This window comes from Bacillus cereus group sp. MYBK245-2 (assembly GCF_051916145.1).
In the GTDB taxonomy this organism is placed as follows: domain Bacteria; phylum Bacillota; class Bacilli; order Bacillales; family Bacillaceae_G; genus Bacillus_A; species Bacillus_A pacificus.
The window spans coordinates 1-13,175 of sequence record NZ_JBQAGB010000005.1; the positions used below are offsets into that span (position 1 = coordinate 1).

Consider the following 13,175-nt stretch of genomic DNA (forward strand, 5'->3'; position numbering starts at 1 on the left):
TGATGGCAGAGAGGTCACACCCGTTCCCATACCGAACACGGAAGTTAAGCTCTCTAGCGCCGATGGTAGTTGGGACCTTGTCCCTGTGAGAGTAGGACGTTGCCAGGCAAAATGGAGGATTAGCTCAGCTGGGAGAGCACCTGCCTTACAAGCAGGGGGTCGGCGGTTCGATCCCGTCATCCTCCACCATATATGTCGGAGGGGTAGCGAAGTGGCTAAACGCGGCGGACTGTAAATCCGCTCCTTCGGGTTCGGCAGTTCGAATCTGCCCCCCTCCACCATTCTTAATTAATGGGCTATAGCCAAGCGGTAAGGCAACGGACTTTGACTCCGTCATGCGCTGGTTCGAATCCAGCTAGCCCAGCCATTAAGAGCCATTAGCTCAGTTGGTAGAGCATCTGACTTTTAATCAGAGGGTCGAAGGTTCGAGTCCTTCATGGCTCACCATTTTAACAAAATATGCGGGTGTGGCGGAATTGGCAGACGCACTAGACTTAGGATCTAGCGCCTTTGGCGTGGGGGTTCGACTCCCTTCACCCGCACTTTTAATAAAATAACTCATACATGTCTTGCGGAAGTAGTTCAGTGGTAGAATACAACCTTGCCAAGGTTGGGGTCGCGGGTTCGAATCCCGTCTTCCGCTCCAATTTTCAATATGACATGCCGGGGTGGCGGAACAGGCAGACGCACAGGACTTAAAATCCTGCGGTGGGTGACCACCGTGCGGGTTCGACCCCCGCCCTCGGCACCATATGCGCCCGTAGCTCAATTGGATAGAGCGTTTGACTACGGATCAAGAGGTTAGGGGTTCGACTCCTCTCGGGCGCGCTTTTAATAACGGGAAGTGGCTCAGCTTGGTAGAGCACCTGGTTTGGGACCAGGGGGTCGCAGGTTCAAATCCTGTCTTCCCGATATTCCCAAAAACATGGGGCCTTAGCTCAGCTGGGAGAGCGCCTGCCTTGCACGCAGGAGGTCAGCGGTTCAATCCCGCTAGGCTCCACTTTATTTATTATATGTCTCGGAGGTATACCCAAGTTCGGCTGAAGGGATCGGTCTTGAAAACCGACAGGCGGTGAGAATCGCGCGGGGGTTCGAATCCCTCTACCTCCTCCATTTTCTTTTAAAATGGTTTAGACATAAATAATAAAATATTTTTTCCTTCATGGAGGTATACCCAAGTTCGGCTGAAGGGATCGGTCTTGAAAACCGACAGGCGGCGAGAGTCGCGCGGGGGTTCGAATCCCTCTACCTCCTCCATTTTTTCTAAAGTAAATATTTTATCATCGCGGGGTGGAGCAGCACGGTAGCTCGTCGGGCTCATAACCCGAAGGTCGCAGGTTCAAATCCTGTCCCCGCAACCAAATGGTCCCGTGGTGTAGTGGTTAACATGCCTGCCTGTCACGCAGGAGATCGCCGGTTCGACCCCGGTCGGGACCGCCATTTATGTTTGGCTCGGTAGCTCAGTCGGTAGAGCAGAGGACTGAAAATCCTCGTGTCGGCGGTTCGATTCCGTCCCGAGCCACCATTTTTTTATGCCGACTTAGCTCAATTGGTAGAGCAACTGACTTGTAATCAGTAGGTTGGGGGTTCAAGTCCTCTAGTCGGCATCCTTTAGGGGCATAGTTTAAAGGTAGAACTGAGGTCTCCAAAACCTCCAGTGTGGGTTCGATTCCTACTGCCCCTGTAAAGTATATGGGCCTATAGCTCAGCTGGTTAGAGCGCACGCCTGATAAGCGTGAGGTCGATGGTTCGAGTCCATTTAGGCCCACCATATATTATTCCGCAGTAGCTCAGTGGTAGAGCTATCGGCTGTTAACCGATCGGTCGTAGGTTCGAGTCCTACCTGCGGAGCCATGGCCCGTTGGTCAAGTGGTTAAGACACCGCCCTTTCACGGCGGTAACACGGGTTCGAATCCCGTACGGGTCATAAAAAAAGAGTCAGCAATATGCTGACTCTTTTTTATTGTGCGTTCATTCTCCTTTATCAACTGATTTTCCTGAAATAAATAAAGGGATTTAGGAAAAGCTATGGTATGTATAAAAAGGAGGAGATACAAATGACACGAGTGAGAGACTTGATGAGCACTCATATTGTACAGTGTACACCGTTAGACAATGTATATGAAGCTGCTGTGAAGATGAAAGAAGAATCGATTGGATTGATCCCGGTTGTTGAAAATGAACAAGTTGTTGGTCTTGTTACGGACCGAGATTTAGTTGTTCGAGGGATTGCTGAAAAACATCCTGGATCTAATAAAATTACAAATGTAATGACAACAAACATTGTTTCAGTTTCTCCAGATGATTCTATTGAAAAGGCTACAGAGTTAATGGCGCAGTATCAAATTAGACGATTGCCAGTAGTTGAGAGTGGTCAACTCGTTGGGATGTTAGCACTAGGAGATTTAGCTATAAAAGAATCGGCAGATGATCAAGCGGGATTTGCTTTAAGTGAAATATCAGAGCATACGGAATGAAGTGAGACTTTAGTTAGTGGAATACGTTACGTATAAAAATCAGATACATTATTCTAGTATATAGGGTTAAGCTAATATGTTAGCATGATGTATCTGAGCCATTATATAATAAGTATACAGTGAGTAATTTCGACAGTTTATTTAAATTTGTCATTCCTAATTATAAATAAGAGAAAAAATGATATACTGATAGATATAAGTATTATGATTGATTTCGAATATAACAATATTTATTGTTAATGATGTAATAATGGATTAATATTTCCTATGTAGACAAAAGGGAAGGGGAATTATATGAAGGCTGTACAGCGCGATCCAAATTGGAATTTGGTTACAGATACATATATAGAACCAAATAATTTCGCTGAATTATTTTCTTTGCTTGTACCTTGTCATCCAAAAGGTGAAGGGAAAGAGCGAACTATATTAGTGTGGAAAGAAAAAGAATTTTATAAAGAAGAAAATTTAGCGGCATTTATCGTATATGGAATGAATAAAGCAAAGAATTTACCGCAATTTCATAAAGACGAAATTCCAACTTTAGTACGTATTCTTCGCTTATGCCAAGAAATTGGTTGGTATGAAGAAGCGAATACTTTTATGGTAACTCAAGGGCTAGCTGAGTTTGTTCATACTTCATTGGAATATGAAACGTGGGATCTTTTGACGCAGGCGGTTGCTTTAAACTATTTAATAATTAAATATCGTATTGGTGAATTAACTGATGGGGATGTAGAAATTTGGGATAGAGTTAAATTTAATGAGAAATGTATAAAAGACTGTAAACATTTATTATCCCATAAAGAAGTATTAGAATTTACATTTTTTTATATGTGTAAGAGAGCTAAGTCACTATCAAAAGAGCAATTAAATAGTGATATGATGAGTTTAGCGATGTATTGTAATACTTTTGTTTATGACTTATATACATATGATTTATTACGAAAGTATCGTAAGTGTACAGACTTTCTATCATATTATGGACCTAGTCAAGCGGTGTTAGCTTGCCAAAGGGCTGTACTTTCTCAAATTTCAGATCGATTAGACCCACTCAAGACTACTCATGTAGATGATTATTTATATGTAATGAAAGATATGATGGAGCATATGACGATAGGGATAATGGATCGATATGATCATTTTATTGGAAAGTTATTATCATATGTGCCATTTTTTGAAATGATCCAAGTTCCACAACATGCATATTATTGTGAAGAATTATTGTATATTTGTAAGGGCATTAAATATAAAGAAGAAATATTACGCAATTATATATTTATACAATTACATGACTGTTTACCATCTTTCTTTAAACTGTTTCTTAAAAATAAGCGTTATGCAACGATTCATGATATTCTGTTCTATTGGTGTGATGATGAACAAAGAATGAGCTTAGAGAAAAAATATAATCTTAGCTTTATTTATGAAAAATATGCTTGCGGATAAAGAGCATTTTCTATATAAATTAAAAGGATCTCAATTGTGAGATCCTTTTTTATTAGTAAAGCAAGGAGAATGTAATTAAGACGAGAAATAACATTCCATAAAGGAGAAATTGTGCCGTATAGCTTCCTTGTATACCAAAAAAAGTATTTGTTTTTTTGTATAAATTCAATATATATTTTATCGGATTATCTTTGAAAGATTGGTACACAGTGTCTCCTCTTTCTAAGCTTCTTGTTCGTGTTTTTTGTTATTAGGGACATGAATGTATCTAGCTATGAATAATAAAACAGCCATAAAAAATACGGGAAATACGGTAGATAAATAAAAACCATTACTAATAATATTTGTTATTAAAGCACTTAATAGAAAGATGGCATTATAAATATGGGCAATTTTTTGTTTTAGTTGAACTTGAAAAGCTTCCATCATAATTTCTAAAGCAACAAAAGCAATGATAATAGATAAAAATACAGTATTTGTATTATAAATTACTAAGCAACAGATTAAGCCTAAAAAGGCTAAGTATTCAACTAAGAGAGGTATATTGATATTGCGTGGCATACAATTTACCTAACTAAATATGGCAGTGGGTTTACTGCATTTGTTTTTTCAAAATTCCATTCTCCATTGTGTAATTCAAAATGAAGATGTTGCCCGTATGAATGACCTGTGTTTCCCATATGACCTACTAATTGTCCAGCTTGTACTTGATCACCAGCTTGTACAGTGCGATCTTTCATGTGAGCATAGACTGTTGTATATAATTTCCCGTTTATTTGATGGGCGATGAACACAACATTGCCATAGCTAGCTGAATAATATGATTTCACGACTTTACCTGCAGCCGCCGCCTGGATAGAGACATTACCCTGAGCTGCGATATCTATACCATAATGCATTTGTTCCCAGCGCATATCAAAGGTTGAGCTAATTTTTCCTTGAGTAGGGAATTTGAAAACGGCTGGAATGGAAGTAGGTTGAGCCGTTTGAGCTTGTGATTGATTTTGCACTACATAATGCTTTGCCACGTATCCGTATCCTGTGCCAAAACGAATTTTATACCAAGTTCCTACAGTTTCCACTACTTGTAATTGTGTACCATTTTGTAATGAACCAAGTAGTGCACTACTTGTACTAGCGTTGCTACGCACATTAAGTTTAGGTGTTGCAACTGTGTATTTCGTATTATTTTGAACTGTGATGCCTTTTACTAAAGGCTGTGAACCATTAGATACGAATGCCTTTTGTACGTAACCTGTTTTGCCATTATGTAAAATTTTATACCATTCACCTTGTTCTTCTTGAATAGTAACGAATTTCCCATTTGGTAATACATCTAAAATTGAAGATTCTAAATTAGGTTCAGAACGAACGTTTAATGCATTGGCATTGACGATATATTGATTATTAGATTGAAGTTTGTTTTTTAGTAGAATAGAATCTTTTTGTACGTAACCTACTTTATTATTAACAGATACTTTATACCAGCCATTAGTTGTTTCAAGTATATTCACTTTCGTATTAAAGCGAATTGTATCAATTGATGAGCTATTTGCGTTATCTTTTGTATGTAAGGCTACTTGATCGACTTTGACATATCCAGTTTTCATATTAGATAATTGTTCAGCGTTGGCTGTTTGTACATTTGTTTCTCCCATAGAAGGAAGTAAAGAAGCAATTGCGACAGTAGTTGCTGTTAAAGCAGTAGCTTTCATATTCATATAATAGAGACCTCCTCTAGTTGTATAGTTGTAATTTTATTATAGTATAAAGATATAATATAGTGGGTGTATTCACATAAATGTAATATGAAATCAATATAAAAATAAATTTTTTGAGGATAATGATTCCTTTTTATCCAATTCATTAGGATAATAATTTCTAAGATAGAATATAAGTATTATATGGTTTTGTTATTTTGTTGACAATTGAGAAAATTAAAACAGTTGATGATGTCTTATTACGATGTTATACTGACAGTGATAATTTTATAGTTTGCTAGGAGAGCTGGTGTTGCCAGCTGAGAGTAAGGCCTTAAGTCTTTGATCCTTTTTATTACCTGATCTAGATTATGCTAGCGTAGGGAAGCAATTCGGACACTAACAATGAGTCCCCGTTTCTTTGCGTATAGAAACGGGGCTTTTTTATTTGAAAATTTCATATTGAAACCACTAGGGGTGCTTGTTGTGCTGAGAGAGGAATAATCCTTAACCCTTACAGACCTGATCTAGGTAATACTAGCGAAGGGAAGTGGAGCAACGAATAAATTATAATTTTATTTGCTGTAACCACTTCTTATTTAGAAGTGGTTTTTTATTTAGATATATAAATTGAAAGGGGATAGAGAAATGAAATTTTGCGATAGATTATTAGAAACTGTACAACCAGTTTGGGAGATGAGTCATAATCATCCATTTGTTGTAGGTATGGGGGATGGTACGTTAGAAAAAGATAAGTTTCAGTATTATATTATTCAAGATTATTTATACTTGTTAGATTATGCAAAGTTATATGCGATCGGTGTTGTAAAGGCAACAAATCCACAAGTTATGGGGAAATTTGCTGAACAAATTGATGGGATATTAAATGGAGAAATGACCATTCATAAACAGTATGCAAAAAGACTTGGAATTTCTATAGAGGAGATAGAGTCTGCAAAGCCATCTGCTAAAAATTTAGCTTATACAAATTACATGATGTCTGTATCTCAAAATGGCACACTTGCGGAATTAATAGCAGCACTTCTTCCATGTATGTGGAGCTACTGGGAGATTGGAAAGCGTTTAAATGATATTCCTGGAGCAAGAGATCATGAGTTCTTTGGTGAGTGGATTCAAGGCTATAGCTCTGAAGAATATGGCAACCTTTGTGTTTGGTTAATCGATTTATTAAATGAAATGGCAGTTGGAAAGTCTGAAAAAGAGCTAGATCGATTAGAGGAGATTTTCCTATATTCCAGTCGATTTGAATATTTATTCTGGGATATGTCCTACCGTAAGGAGATGTGGGGATTTGAGGAGCAAGAACATACTACAGTTTCATAATGTTTCTTTTCATTATGATGAGAAGCCAATCATTAATGAATTAAATGCTTCTATACAAGATAAAGAGTTTGTAAGCATTATCGGACCGAGTGGATGCGGGAAAAGTACTTTATTTCGCCTTATTACAGGTTTAGAAGAAGCAAGTACGGGACAGATAGAGCTGACAGAGACAAAGAGCCATCCTGTAGGATATATGCCCCAAAAAGATATGCTCTTGCCGTGGAGAACGATTATTGAGAATGCTGCCCTGCCGTTAGAGTGCCAAGGTGTACAGAAGAAAGAAGCACAAATAAAGGCGAAGGAACTATTGCATAAATTTGGCTTACAAGGGTATGAGACAAAATATCCGAAAGATTTATCTGGTGGTATGAGACAACGTGTATCCTTTATTCGAACTTTATTAACAGGTGGGGAGATATTGCTGTTAGATGAACCGTTTAGTGCGTTGGATGCTTTAACGAAGGCCTCTTTGCAAGAATGGTTGTTTGAACAATGGAAAGAGTGGGAAAAAACAATTTTATTTATCACTCATGATGTGGAAGAAGCATTGTTTCTTTCTAATCGAATTTTAGTAGTAGAGCAGCAACCGATAACTACTTTAACCGAGAGGATTGTACCGCTTGATCATAATCGGACAAGGAAAGATTTATATAAACCAGAAGTATTAGCGCTGAAAGATGAGCTTCTTAGTATGTTGCAAAGGCAGGTACTCGTATGATGAACCGGTTGAAGGAGCTATTACCTGCTCTTACGCTTTCTAGTATTTTACTTGCTCTTTGGGAAGTAGGCGCAAGAATTGTAGATGAAATGTACATTTTACCGTCACCGTCTGCGATTGTAATGAAGATATGGAAACTAAAAGACATATTATTTACAGTTCATTTGCCAGCAACATTATATGTCGTTTTAATAGGGGTGGCTATTTCTATCGTACTTGGGGTAGGGCTAGCGATGTTAATGAATGCGAGTACATGGATGGAGAGAGCATTTTATCCATTATTAGTTGCCTCGCAAACGATTCCTATTACAGCGCTTGCTCCGCTATTTGTTTTATGGTTTGGATATACGATTTGGAGTAAGGTTGTTGTTACGGTTTTAATTACGTTTTTCCCAATTGCGGTTAATACGTATGATGGACTGCGCAGTACGAAAAAAGAATGGGAAGAGCTTTTAGTTACGTATGGGGCAACGAAAAAAGATGTTTTTCTTAAATTAAAATTGCCGTCTGCTCTTCCTTATTTTTTCTCAGCTTTAAAAATTGCAGTACCGCTTAGTGTAATTGGGGCGGCAATTGGTGAATGGCTCGGTGCACAAGCGGGGCTAGGATATTTCAGTAAGAGAATGATGACGCAGTTAGACGGGGCAGGTGTATTTGCCCCCATTGTATTGTTATCATTATTAGCTATTCTCTTCGTCATACTTATTTCGTTAGTAGAAAAAAAATTCATTAGTTGGAGGAAGCATTCATGAAATTTTTAAAGCGCATCTTTGTGTTTACATTATTAGTTGCAATGATTGCTGGATGTTCGAGTAATTCAGCATCGGAAAAAAGTAAAAAAGAGAAAGAAATAACGGTCATGCTTGATTGGTACCCAAATGCGGTACATAGCTTTATTTATGCGGCAATTGAAAAAGGTTACTTTAAAGAAGAAGGAGTAAAGGTAAATATTAAATTCCCTTCTAATCCGACTGACCCATTAACGTTAGCAGCTGCAGGAAAAGTAACAGTGGGCTTATATTATCAGCCAGATGTTGTCATGGCAAAAGCAAATGAACAAATTCCAGTGAAATCAATTGGGGCTGTTGTACGTTCACCATTAAATCATGTTGTATCGCTGAAGTCTGCAGGCATTCAATCGCCAAAAGATTTAGAGGGTAAAACAGTTGGATATTCTGGAACACCTTTAAGTGAGATGTATTTAAAAACGATGGTAAAAGAAGCTGGTGGTAATCCAGATACAGTGAAAGTAGTCGATGTTGGTTTTGATTTAGTACCAGCATTAATTACAAAAAAAGTGGATGCGGTAACGGGGGCATACATTAACCATGAAGTACCTGTTATGCGTCATGAAGGTCATGAACCAGCATACTTTAATCCAGCAGATTACGGTGTACCGAATTATCATGAGCTTGTATTTGTAACAGGTGATAAAACGTTGAAAAAAGATAAAGAAGCGTTGCAAGCTTTCTTACGTGGTACGAAAAAAGGTTATGATTTCATGAAGAAAAATCCAGATGAAGCATTAAATATTTTATTAAATCATCAGGAAAAAGAAAACTTCCCACTTGTACCAGAAGTTGAAAAAGAAAGTATGAAAATTTTATTAGAGAAAATGGAAACGAAGGATGAACCATTTTTATCAGATTCAAAAGAGTCATGGGAGAAACAAAATAAATGGTTGAAAGATAAAGGAATGACGAAAGAAATCGTTCCGGCCGATGAGTTATTCGAAAACATTTTAAAGTAGGCGAATGAATATGAAAAATGAGCTTCATGTAATCTCAAATGGTCACATGTCATTCGAAGAGTTAGTGAATGTAGCGATGCAAATTGAAAGTGAAATTGATTATTTGCATATTCGTGAGCGTGAGAAAAGCACGAAGGAATTGTATGAAGGTGTGGAAAGTCTTTTGAAGAAAGGCTTTCCAGCATCAAAAATAGTGATAAATGATCGAATTGATATTGCTATTTTATTAAACATTCCGCGCGTGCAGCTAGGATATCGAAGCGCAGATGTAAGGTCAGTGAAAGAAAAGTTTTCTTATTTGCATGTCGGTTATTCTGTACATTCTTTAGAAGAGGCGATTGATGCATTTAAGAATGGCGCGGATTCACTCGTTTATGGTCATGTATTTCCGACAGATTGTAAAAAAGGTGTGCCAGCGAGAGGGCTTGAAGAAATTTCAGACATTGCAAAGTGTTTATCCATACCGATTACAGCAATTGGAGGAATCACTCCGGAAAACACTGGAGATGTTCTTGCTAACGGCGTCAGTGGTATTGCTGTTATGTCTGGGATTATAAGTAGTAGTAACCCGTATAGCAAAGCGAAGTCTTATAAGGAATCAATAAGAAAGTGGGCGGAAAAACATGTGTAAGAAGTATGATGTAGCGATAATTGGCGGTGGTGTAATTGGTAGTTCAGTTGCACATTTTCTAGCAGAAAGAGGACATAAAATAGCGATTGTAGAGAAGCAACAGATTGCATCTGAAGCCTCGAAAGCAGCCGCTGGTTTACTTGGGGTGCAGGCAGAATGGGATGAGTATGACCCGCTATTTGAACTTGCTAGAGAAAGCCGTGCTATATTTCCACAACTTGCAGAAGTTTTACGTGAAAAAACAGGAATTGATATTGGGTATGAAGAGAAAGGCATTTATCGCATTGCTCAAAATGAAGAGGAGAAGGAAAGAATTCTTCATATTATGGATTGGCAGCAGAAAACCGGTGAAGATTCTTACTTTCTGGCGGGAGATCGTTTACGAGAGAAAGAGCCGTATTTATCTGAGTCAATTATAGGGGCTGTATATTATCCAAAAGATGGTCATGTTATTGCACCAGAGCTTACGAAAGCATTCGCACATTCCGCATCATTTTCGGGTGCTGATATATATGAACAGACAGAAGTGTTTGATATTCGTATTGAAAATAATAAAGTGACTGGAATTGTGACAAGCGAAGGTATGATCACTTGCGAGAAAGTTGTTATTGCAGGTGGCTCATGGAGCACGAAGTTACTAGGTTATTTTCACCGCGAATGGGGTACATATCCGGTTAAAGGAGAAGTAGTAGCGGTAAGAAGTAGAAAACCACTTTTAAAGGCGCCTATTTTCCAAGAAAGATTTTACATTGCACCAAAGCGCGGCGGACGTTACGTAATTGGAGCAACGATGAAGCCTCGTACGTTCAATAAAACTGTGCAACCAGAAAGTATTACTTCTATATTAGAGCGCGCGTATACAATATTGCCTGCTTTAAAAGAAGCTGAATGGGAAAGTGCATGGGCAGGATTAAGACCACAATCGAATCATGAAGCTCCTTATATGGGAGAGCATGAAGAAATAAAAGGTTTATATGCTTGCACGGGCCATTATCGAAACGGTATTTTATTAAGTCCTGTTTCTGGTCAATATATGGCTGATTTAATAGAAGGAAAGCAGGAGAATCACTTGCTAGATTCATTGCTTTCTAAAACAGTTTAGAAAGGGGATGGAAGTTTGAATTTAAAAATTAATGGTAATCAAATTGAAGTGCCAGAGAGTGTGAAAACAGTAGCTGAGCTACTTACACATTTAGAGTTAGATAACAGAATTGTTGTAGTAGAGCGTAATAAAGATATTTTACAAAAAGATGATCATACAGATACATCTGTTTTTGATGGAGACCAAATTGAGATTGTAACTTTCGTAGGAGGCGGTTGATTATGTTAAACATTGGACCATTTTCATTTCATTCTAGACTTTTATTAGGAACAGGAAAATTCCCTGATTTTGATGTGCAGCAAAAGGCAATTGATGTATCTGAGGCTGAGGTTTTAACGTTCGCAGTACGTCGTATGGATATATTTGATGCAAAGCAGCCTAATTTATTAGAGAAACTTGATGTGAAAAAATATACGTTATTACCGAATACTGCCGGAGCAAAAAATGCTGAAGAAGCTGTTCGTATTGCAAAATTAGCAAAAGCTTCAGGGCTTTGCGACATGATAAAGGTAGAAGTTATTGGTGATGATAGAACGTTATTACCTGATCCAGTAGAGACGTTAAAGGCATCTGAAATGTTACTAGAAGAAGGATTTATCGTACTTCCGTACACATCTGATGATGTTGTATTAGCACGTAAATTACAAGAACTTGGCGTGCATGCGATTATGCCAGGAGCATCTCCAATTGGATCAGGACTTGGTATTGTAAATCCATTGAATTTGAGCTTCATTATTGAACAAGCGACAGTACCAGTTATCGTTGATGCTGGTATTGGTAGCCCGGCTGATGCGGCATTTGCGATGGAATTAGGAGCAGATGGCGTGTTATTAAATACAGCTGTATCAGGAGCAAAAGATCCTATTAAAATGGCACAAGCAATGAAATTAAGTATTGAGGCAGGCCGTTTAGGATTTGAAGCAGGTCGTATTGGACGTAAGCGTTGTGCAACGGCAAGTAGTCCTTTAGAAGGAATGAGCGTAGTTGAATAATCGATATTCTCGCCAAGAACTATTTTCTCCAATTGGAGAAGAAGGACAGCAAAAGATAAGGGAAAAGCATGTGCTTATTATCGGCGCAGGTGCATTAGGTAGTGCAAATGCAGAAATGTTTGTAAGAGCTGGTGTTGGTACAGTAACGATTGTTGATCGAGATTATGTCGATTGGAGTAATTTACAAAGGCAGCAATTGTATGCAGAGAGTGATGTGAAAAATAATCTTCCGAAAGCTGTAGCAGCGAAGAAGCGTCTAGAAGAGATTAATAGTGAAGTAAGAGTAGAAGCGCTCGTTCAAGATGTAACAGCTGAGGAGTTAGAAGAACTCGTTACAAACGTTGATGTAATGATTGATGCAACTGATAATTTCGAAACGCGTTTCATTGTGAATGATATAGCACAAAAACATTCTATTCCATGGATTTACGGAGCATGTGTAGGGAGTTACGGCCTTTCTTACACAATTCTTCCTAGTAAAACGCCATGTTTATCTTGTTTATTACAATCGATTCCGCTTGGCGGGGCGACATGTGATACAGCGGGGATTATATCACCTGCTGTATCTCTCGTCGTTTCTCATCAAGTAACGGAAGCTCTTAAACTGTTAGTAGAAGATTACGAATCGCTTCGAGATGGACTTGTATCGTTTGATGTATGGAAGAATGAATATTCATGTATGAATGTGCAAAAGCTTCGTAAGCACAATTGTCCTTCGTGCGGAGGGAATGCCTTGTATCCGTATTTAAATAAAGATAATACATCGAAAACAGCAGTGTTATGCGGGAGAAATACAGTTCAAATTAGACCACCTCATAAAGAGGAAATAGATTTTGAACGATATAAAGAGCTGCTGAATGATCGTGTGCATGATTTAAATGTAAATCCATATTTATTATCATTTTCTGTGGAAGAAAAGAGATTAGTTGCTTTTAAAGATGGTCGTGTACTTGTACATGGAACGAAAGATATAAGCGAAGCAAAGACGATTTATCATCGCTATTTTGGATAGAAA

At 38.2% G+C, this 13,175-nt stretch carries 13 protein-coding genes, 20 tRNA genes, 1 rRNA gene and 2 riboswitches; of the genes, 32 read left to right on the top strand and 2 right to left on the bottom strand.

Annotated elements, in window-relative coordinates; translation table 11 throughout:
* From rrf to ACTFRN_RS10580, 23 genes are all read left to right on the top strand, one after another.
* Positions 1-108: ribosomal RNA gene (gene rrf / locus ACTFRN_RS10470) — 5S ribosomal RNA — on the top strand; the annotation flags it as partial.
* Between the two features lie 5 nt (positions 109-113).
* Positions 114-189: transfer RNA gene (locus ACTFRN_RS10475), tRNA-Val, on the top strand.
* Positions 190-197: 8 nt separating this feature from the next.
* Positions 198-281, top strand: a tRNA-Tyr gene (locus ACTFRN_RS10480).
* Between the two features lie 11 nt (positions 282-292).
* A tRNA-Gln gene (locus ACTFRN_RS10485) sits at positions 293-367 on the top strand.
* 4 nt (positions 368-371) lie between these two features.
* Positions 372-447, top strand: a tRNA-Lys gene (locus tag ACTFRN_RS10490).
* A 14-nt stretch (positions 448-461) separates the two neighbouring features.
* A tRNA-Leu gene (locus tag ACTFRN_RS10495) sits at positions 462-542 on the top strand.
* A gap of 29 nt (positions 543-571) precedes the next feature.
* A tRNA-Gly gene (locus tag ACTFRN_RS10500) sits at positions 572-646 on the top strand.
* Positions 647-662: 16 nt separating this feature from the next.
* Positions 663-751: transfer RNA gene (locus ACTFRN_RS10505), tRNA-Leu, on the top strand.
* A gap of 3 nt (positions 752-754) precedes the next feature.
* Positions 755-828 (top strand) — tRNA-Arg (locus ACTFRN_RS10510).
* A 10-nt stretch (positions 829-838) separates the two neighbouring features.
* Positions 839-912, top strand: a tRNA-Pro gene (locus ACTFRN_RS10515).
* Positions 913-927: 15 nt separating this feature from the next.
* Positions 928-1,000, top strand: a tRNA-Ala gene (locus tag ACTFRN_RS10520).
* A gap of 20 nt (positions 1,001-1,020) precedes the next feature.
* A tRNA-Ser gene (locus ACTFRN_RS10525) sits at positions 1,021-1,113 on the top strand.
* A gap of 51 nt (positions 1,114-1,164) precedes the next feature.
* A tRNA-Ser gene (locus ACTFRN_RS10530) sits at positions 1,165-1,257 on the top strand.
* A 27-nt stretch (positions 1,258-1,284) separates the two neighbouring features.
* A tRNA-Met gene (locus ACTFRN_RS10535) sits at positions 1,285-1,361 on the top strand.
* Between the two features lie 3 nt (positions 1,362-1,364).
* Positions 1,365-1,440 (top strand) — tRNA-Asp (locus ACTFRN_RS10540).
* 9 nt (positions 1,441-1,449) lie between these two features.
* Positions 1,450-1,525, top strand: a tRNA-Phe gene (locus ACTFRN_RS10545).
* 9 nt (positions 1,526-1,534) lie between these two features.
* Positions 1,535-1,607: transfer RNA gene (locus tag ACTFRN_RS10550), tRNA-Thr, on the top strand.
* A 6-nt stretch (positions 1,608-1,613) separates the two neighbouring features.
* Positions 1,614-1,684, top strand: a tRNA-Trp gene (locus ACTFRN_RS10555).
* A 10-nt stretch (positions 1,685-1,694) separates the two neighbouring features.
* Positions 1,695-1,771 (top strand) — tRNA-Ile (locus tag ACTFRN_RS10560).
* Between the two features lie 8 nt (positions 1,772-1,779).
* Positions 1,780-1,854, top strand: a tRNA-Asn gene (locus ACTFRN_RS10565).
* 1 nt (position 1,855) lies between these two features.
* Positions 1,856-1,927 (top strand) — tRNA-Glu (locus ACTFRN_RS10570).
* A gap of 130 nt (positions 1,928-2,057) precedes the next feature.
* A complete protein-coding gene (locus ACTFRN_RS10575; RefSeq protein WP_014893304.1) occupies positions 2,058-2,477 on the top strand; it encodes a CBS domain-containing protein in 420 nt (139 codons plus the stop codon).
* A 294-nt stretch (positions 2,478-2,771) separates the two neighbouring features.
* Positions 2,772-3,923: a DUF3965 domain-containing protein gene (locus ACTFRN_RS10580; RefSeq protein WP_014893303.1), complete on the top strand. Its 1,152-nt coding sequence runs from the start codon at positions 2,772-2,774 to the stop codon at positions 3,921-3,923.
* A gap of 222 nt (positions 3,924-4,145) precedes the next feature.
* Here the strand turns inward: ACTFRN_RS10580 and ACTFRN_RS10585 are convergent, their stop codons facing one another.
* Positions 4,146-4,484 (bottom strand): hypothetical protein, encoded by a 339-nt coding sequence (locus ACTFRN_RS10585; RefSeq protein WP_088106534.1) that lies wholly within the window; start codon positions 4,482-4,484, stop codon positions 4,146-4,148.
* A gap of 5 nt (positions 4,485-4,489) precedes the next feature.
* The gene (locus ACTFRN_RS10590) at positions 4,490-5,644 is read right to left on the bottom strand and encodes an SH3 domain-containing protein (RefSeq protein ID WP_001056047.1); all 1,155 of its coding nucleotides are present in this window, start codon (positions 5,642-5,644) and stop codon (positions 4,490-4,492) included.
* A 269-nt stretch (positions 5,645-5,913) separates the two neighbouring features.
* A riboswitch (TPP riboswitch) is annotated at positions 5,914-6,026 on the top strand.
* A gap of 60 nt (positions 6,027-6,086) precedes the next feature.
* Positions 6,087-6,189: riboswitch (TPP riboswitch) on the top strand.
* A gap of 82 nt (positions 6,190-6,271) precedes the next feature.
* Between ACTFRN_RS10590 and tenA the strand changes: the two genes are divergently transcribed.
* From tenA to thiF, 9 genes are read left to right on the top strand one after another with little or no spacing between them, the layout of a single operon-like run.
* Positions 6,272-6,967, top strand: a complete 696-nt coding sequence (gene tenA, locus ACTFRN_RS10595; protein WP_000666831.1) for a thiaminase II — start codon at positions 6,272-6,274, stop codon at positions 6,965-6,967.
* On the top strand, positions 6,936-7,685 hold the full coding sequence (locus tag ACTFRN_RS10600; RefSeq protein ID WP_001256806.1) for an ABC transporter ATP-binding protein: 750 nt from the start codon (positions 6,936-6,938) through the stop codon (positions 7,683-7,685). The genes tenA and ACTFRN_RS10600 overlap by 32 nt, the downstream gene beginning before the upstream one ends.
* Positions 7,685-8,437, top strand: coding sequence for an ABC transporter permease (locus ACTFRN_RS10605; RefSeq protein ID WP_011040017.1), 753 nt, complete (start codon positions 7,685-7,687; stop codon positions 8,435-8,437). The genes ACTFRN_RS10600 and ACTFRN_RS10605 overlap by 1 nt, the downstream gene beginning before the upstream one ends.
* On the top strand, positions 8,434-9,435 hold the full coding sequence (locus tag ACTFRN_RS10610; protein WP_000670438.1) for an ABC transporter substrate-binding protein: 1,002 nt from the start codon (positions 8,434-8,436) through the stop codon (positions 9,433-9,435). The genes ACTFRN_RS10605 and ACTFRN_RS10610 overlap by 4 nt, the downstream gene beginning before the upstream one ends.
* A 10-nt stretch (positions 9,436-9,445) precedes the next feature.
* Positions 9,446-10,066 (top strand): thiazole tautomerase TenI, encoded by a 621-nt coding sequence (gene tenI, locus ACTFRN_RS10615; protein WP_000787178.1) that lies wholly within the window; start codon positions 9,446-9,448, stop codon positions 10,064-10,066.
* Positions 10,059-11,168 carry a glycine oxidase ThiO gene (gene thiO, locus ACTFRN_RS10620; protein ID WP_000335168.1) on the top strand — a complete coding sequence of 370 codons (1,110 nt, stop codon included), beginning with the start codon at positions 10,059-10,061 and terminating at the stop codon, positions 11,166-11,168. Before tenI ends, thiO begins: the two co-directional genes overlap by 8 nt.
* A 15-nt stretch (positions 11,169-11,183) precedes the next feature.
* A complete protein-coding gene (gene thiS / locus ACTFRN_RS10625) occupies positions 11,184-11,387 on the top strand; it encodes a sulfur carrier protein ThiS (protein WP_001049505.1) in 204 nt (67 codons plus the stop codon).
* Between the two features lie 2 nt (positions 11,388-11,389).
* Positions 11,390-12,160: a thiazole synthase gene (gene thiG / locus ACTFRN_RS10630; protein ID WP_000931996.1), complete on the top strand. Its 771-nt coding sequence runs from the start codon at positions 11,390-11,392 to the stop codon at positions 12,158-12,160.
* Positions 12,153-13,172 (top strand): thiazole biosynthesis adenylyltransferase ThiF, encoded by a 1,020-nt coding sequence (gene thiF / locus ACTFRN_RS10635; protein WP_088106533.1) that lies wholly within the window; start codon positions 12,153-12,155, stop codon positions 13,170-13,172. The genes thiG and thiF overlap by 8 nt, the downstream gene beginning before the upstream one ends.
* Positions 13,173-13,175 lie beyond the last annotated feature (3 nt).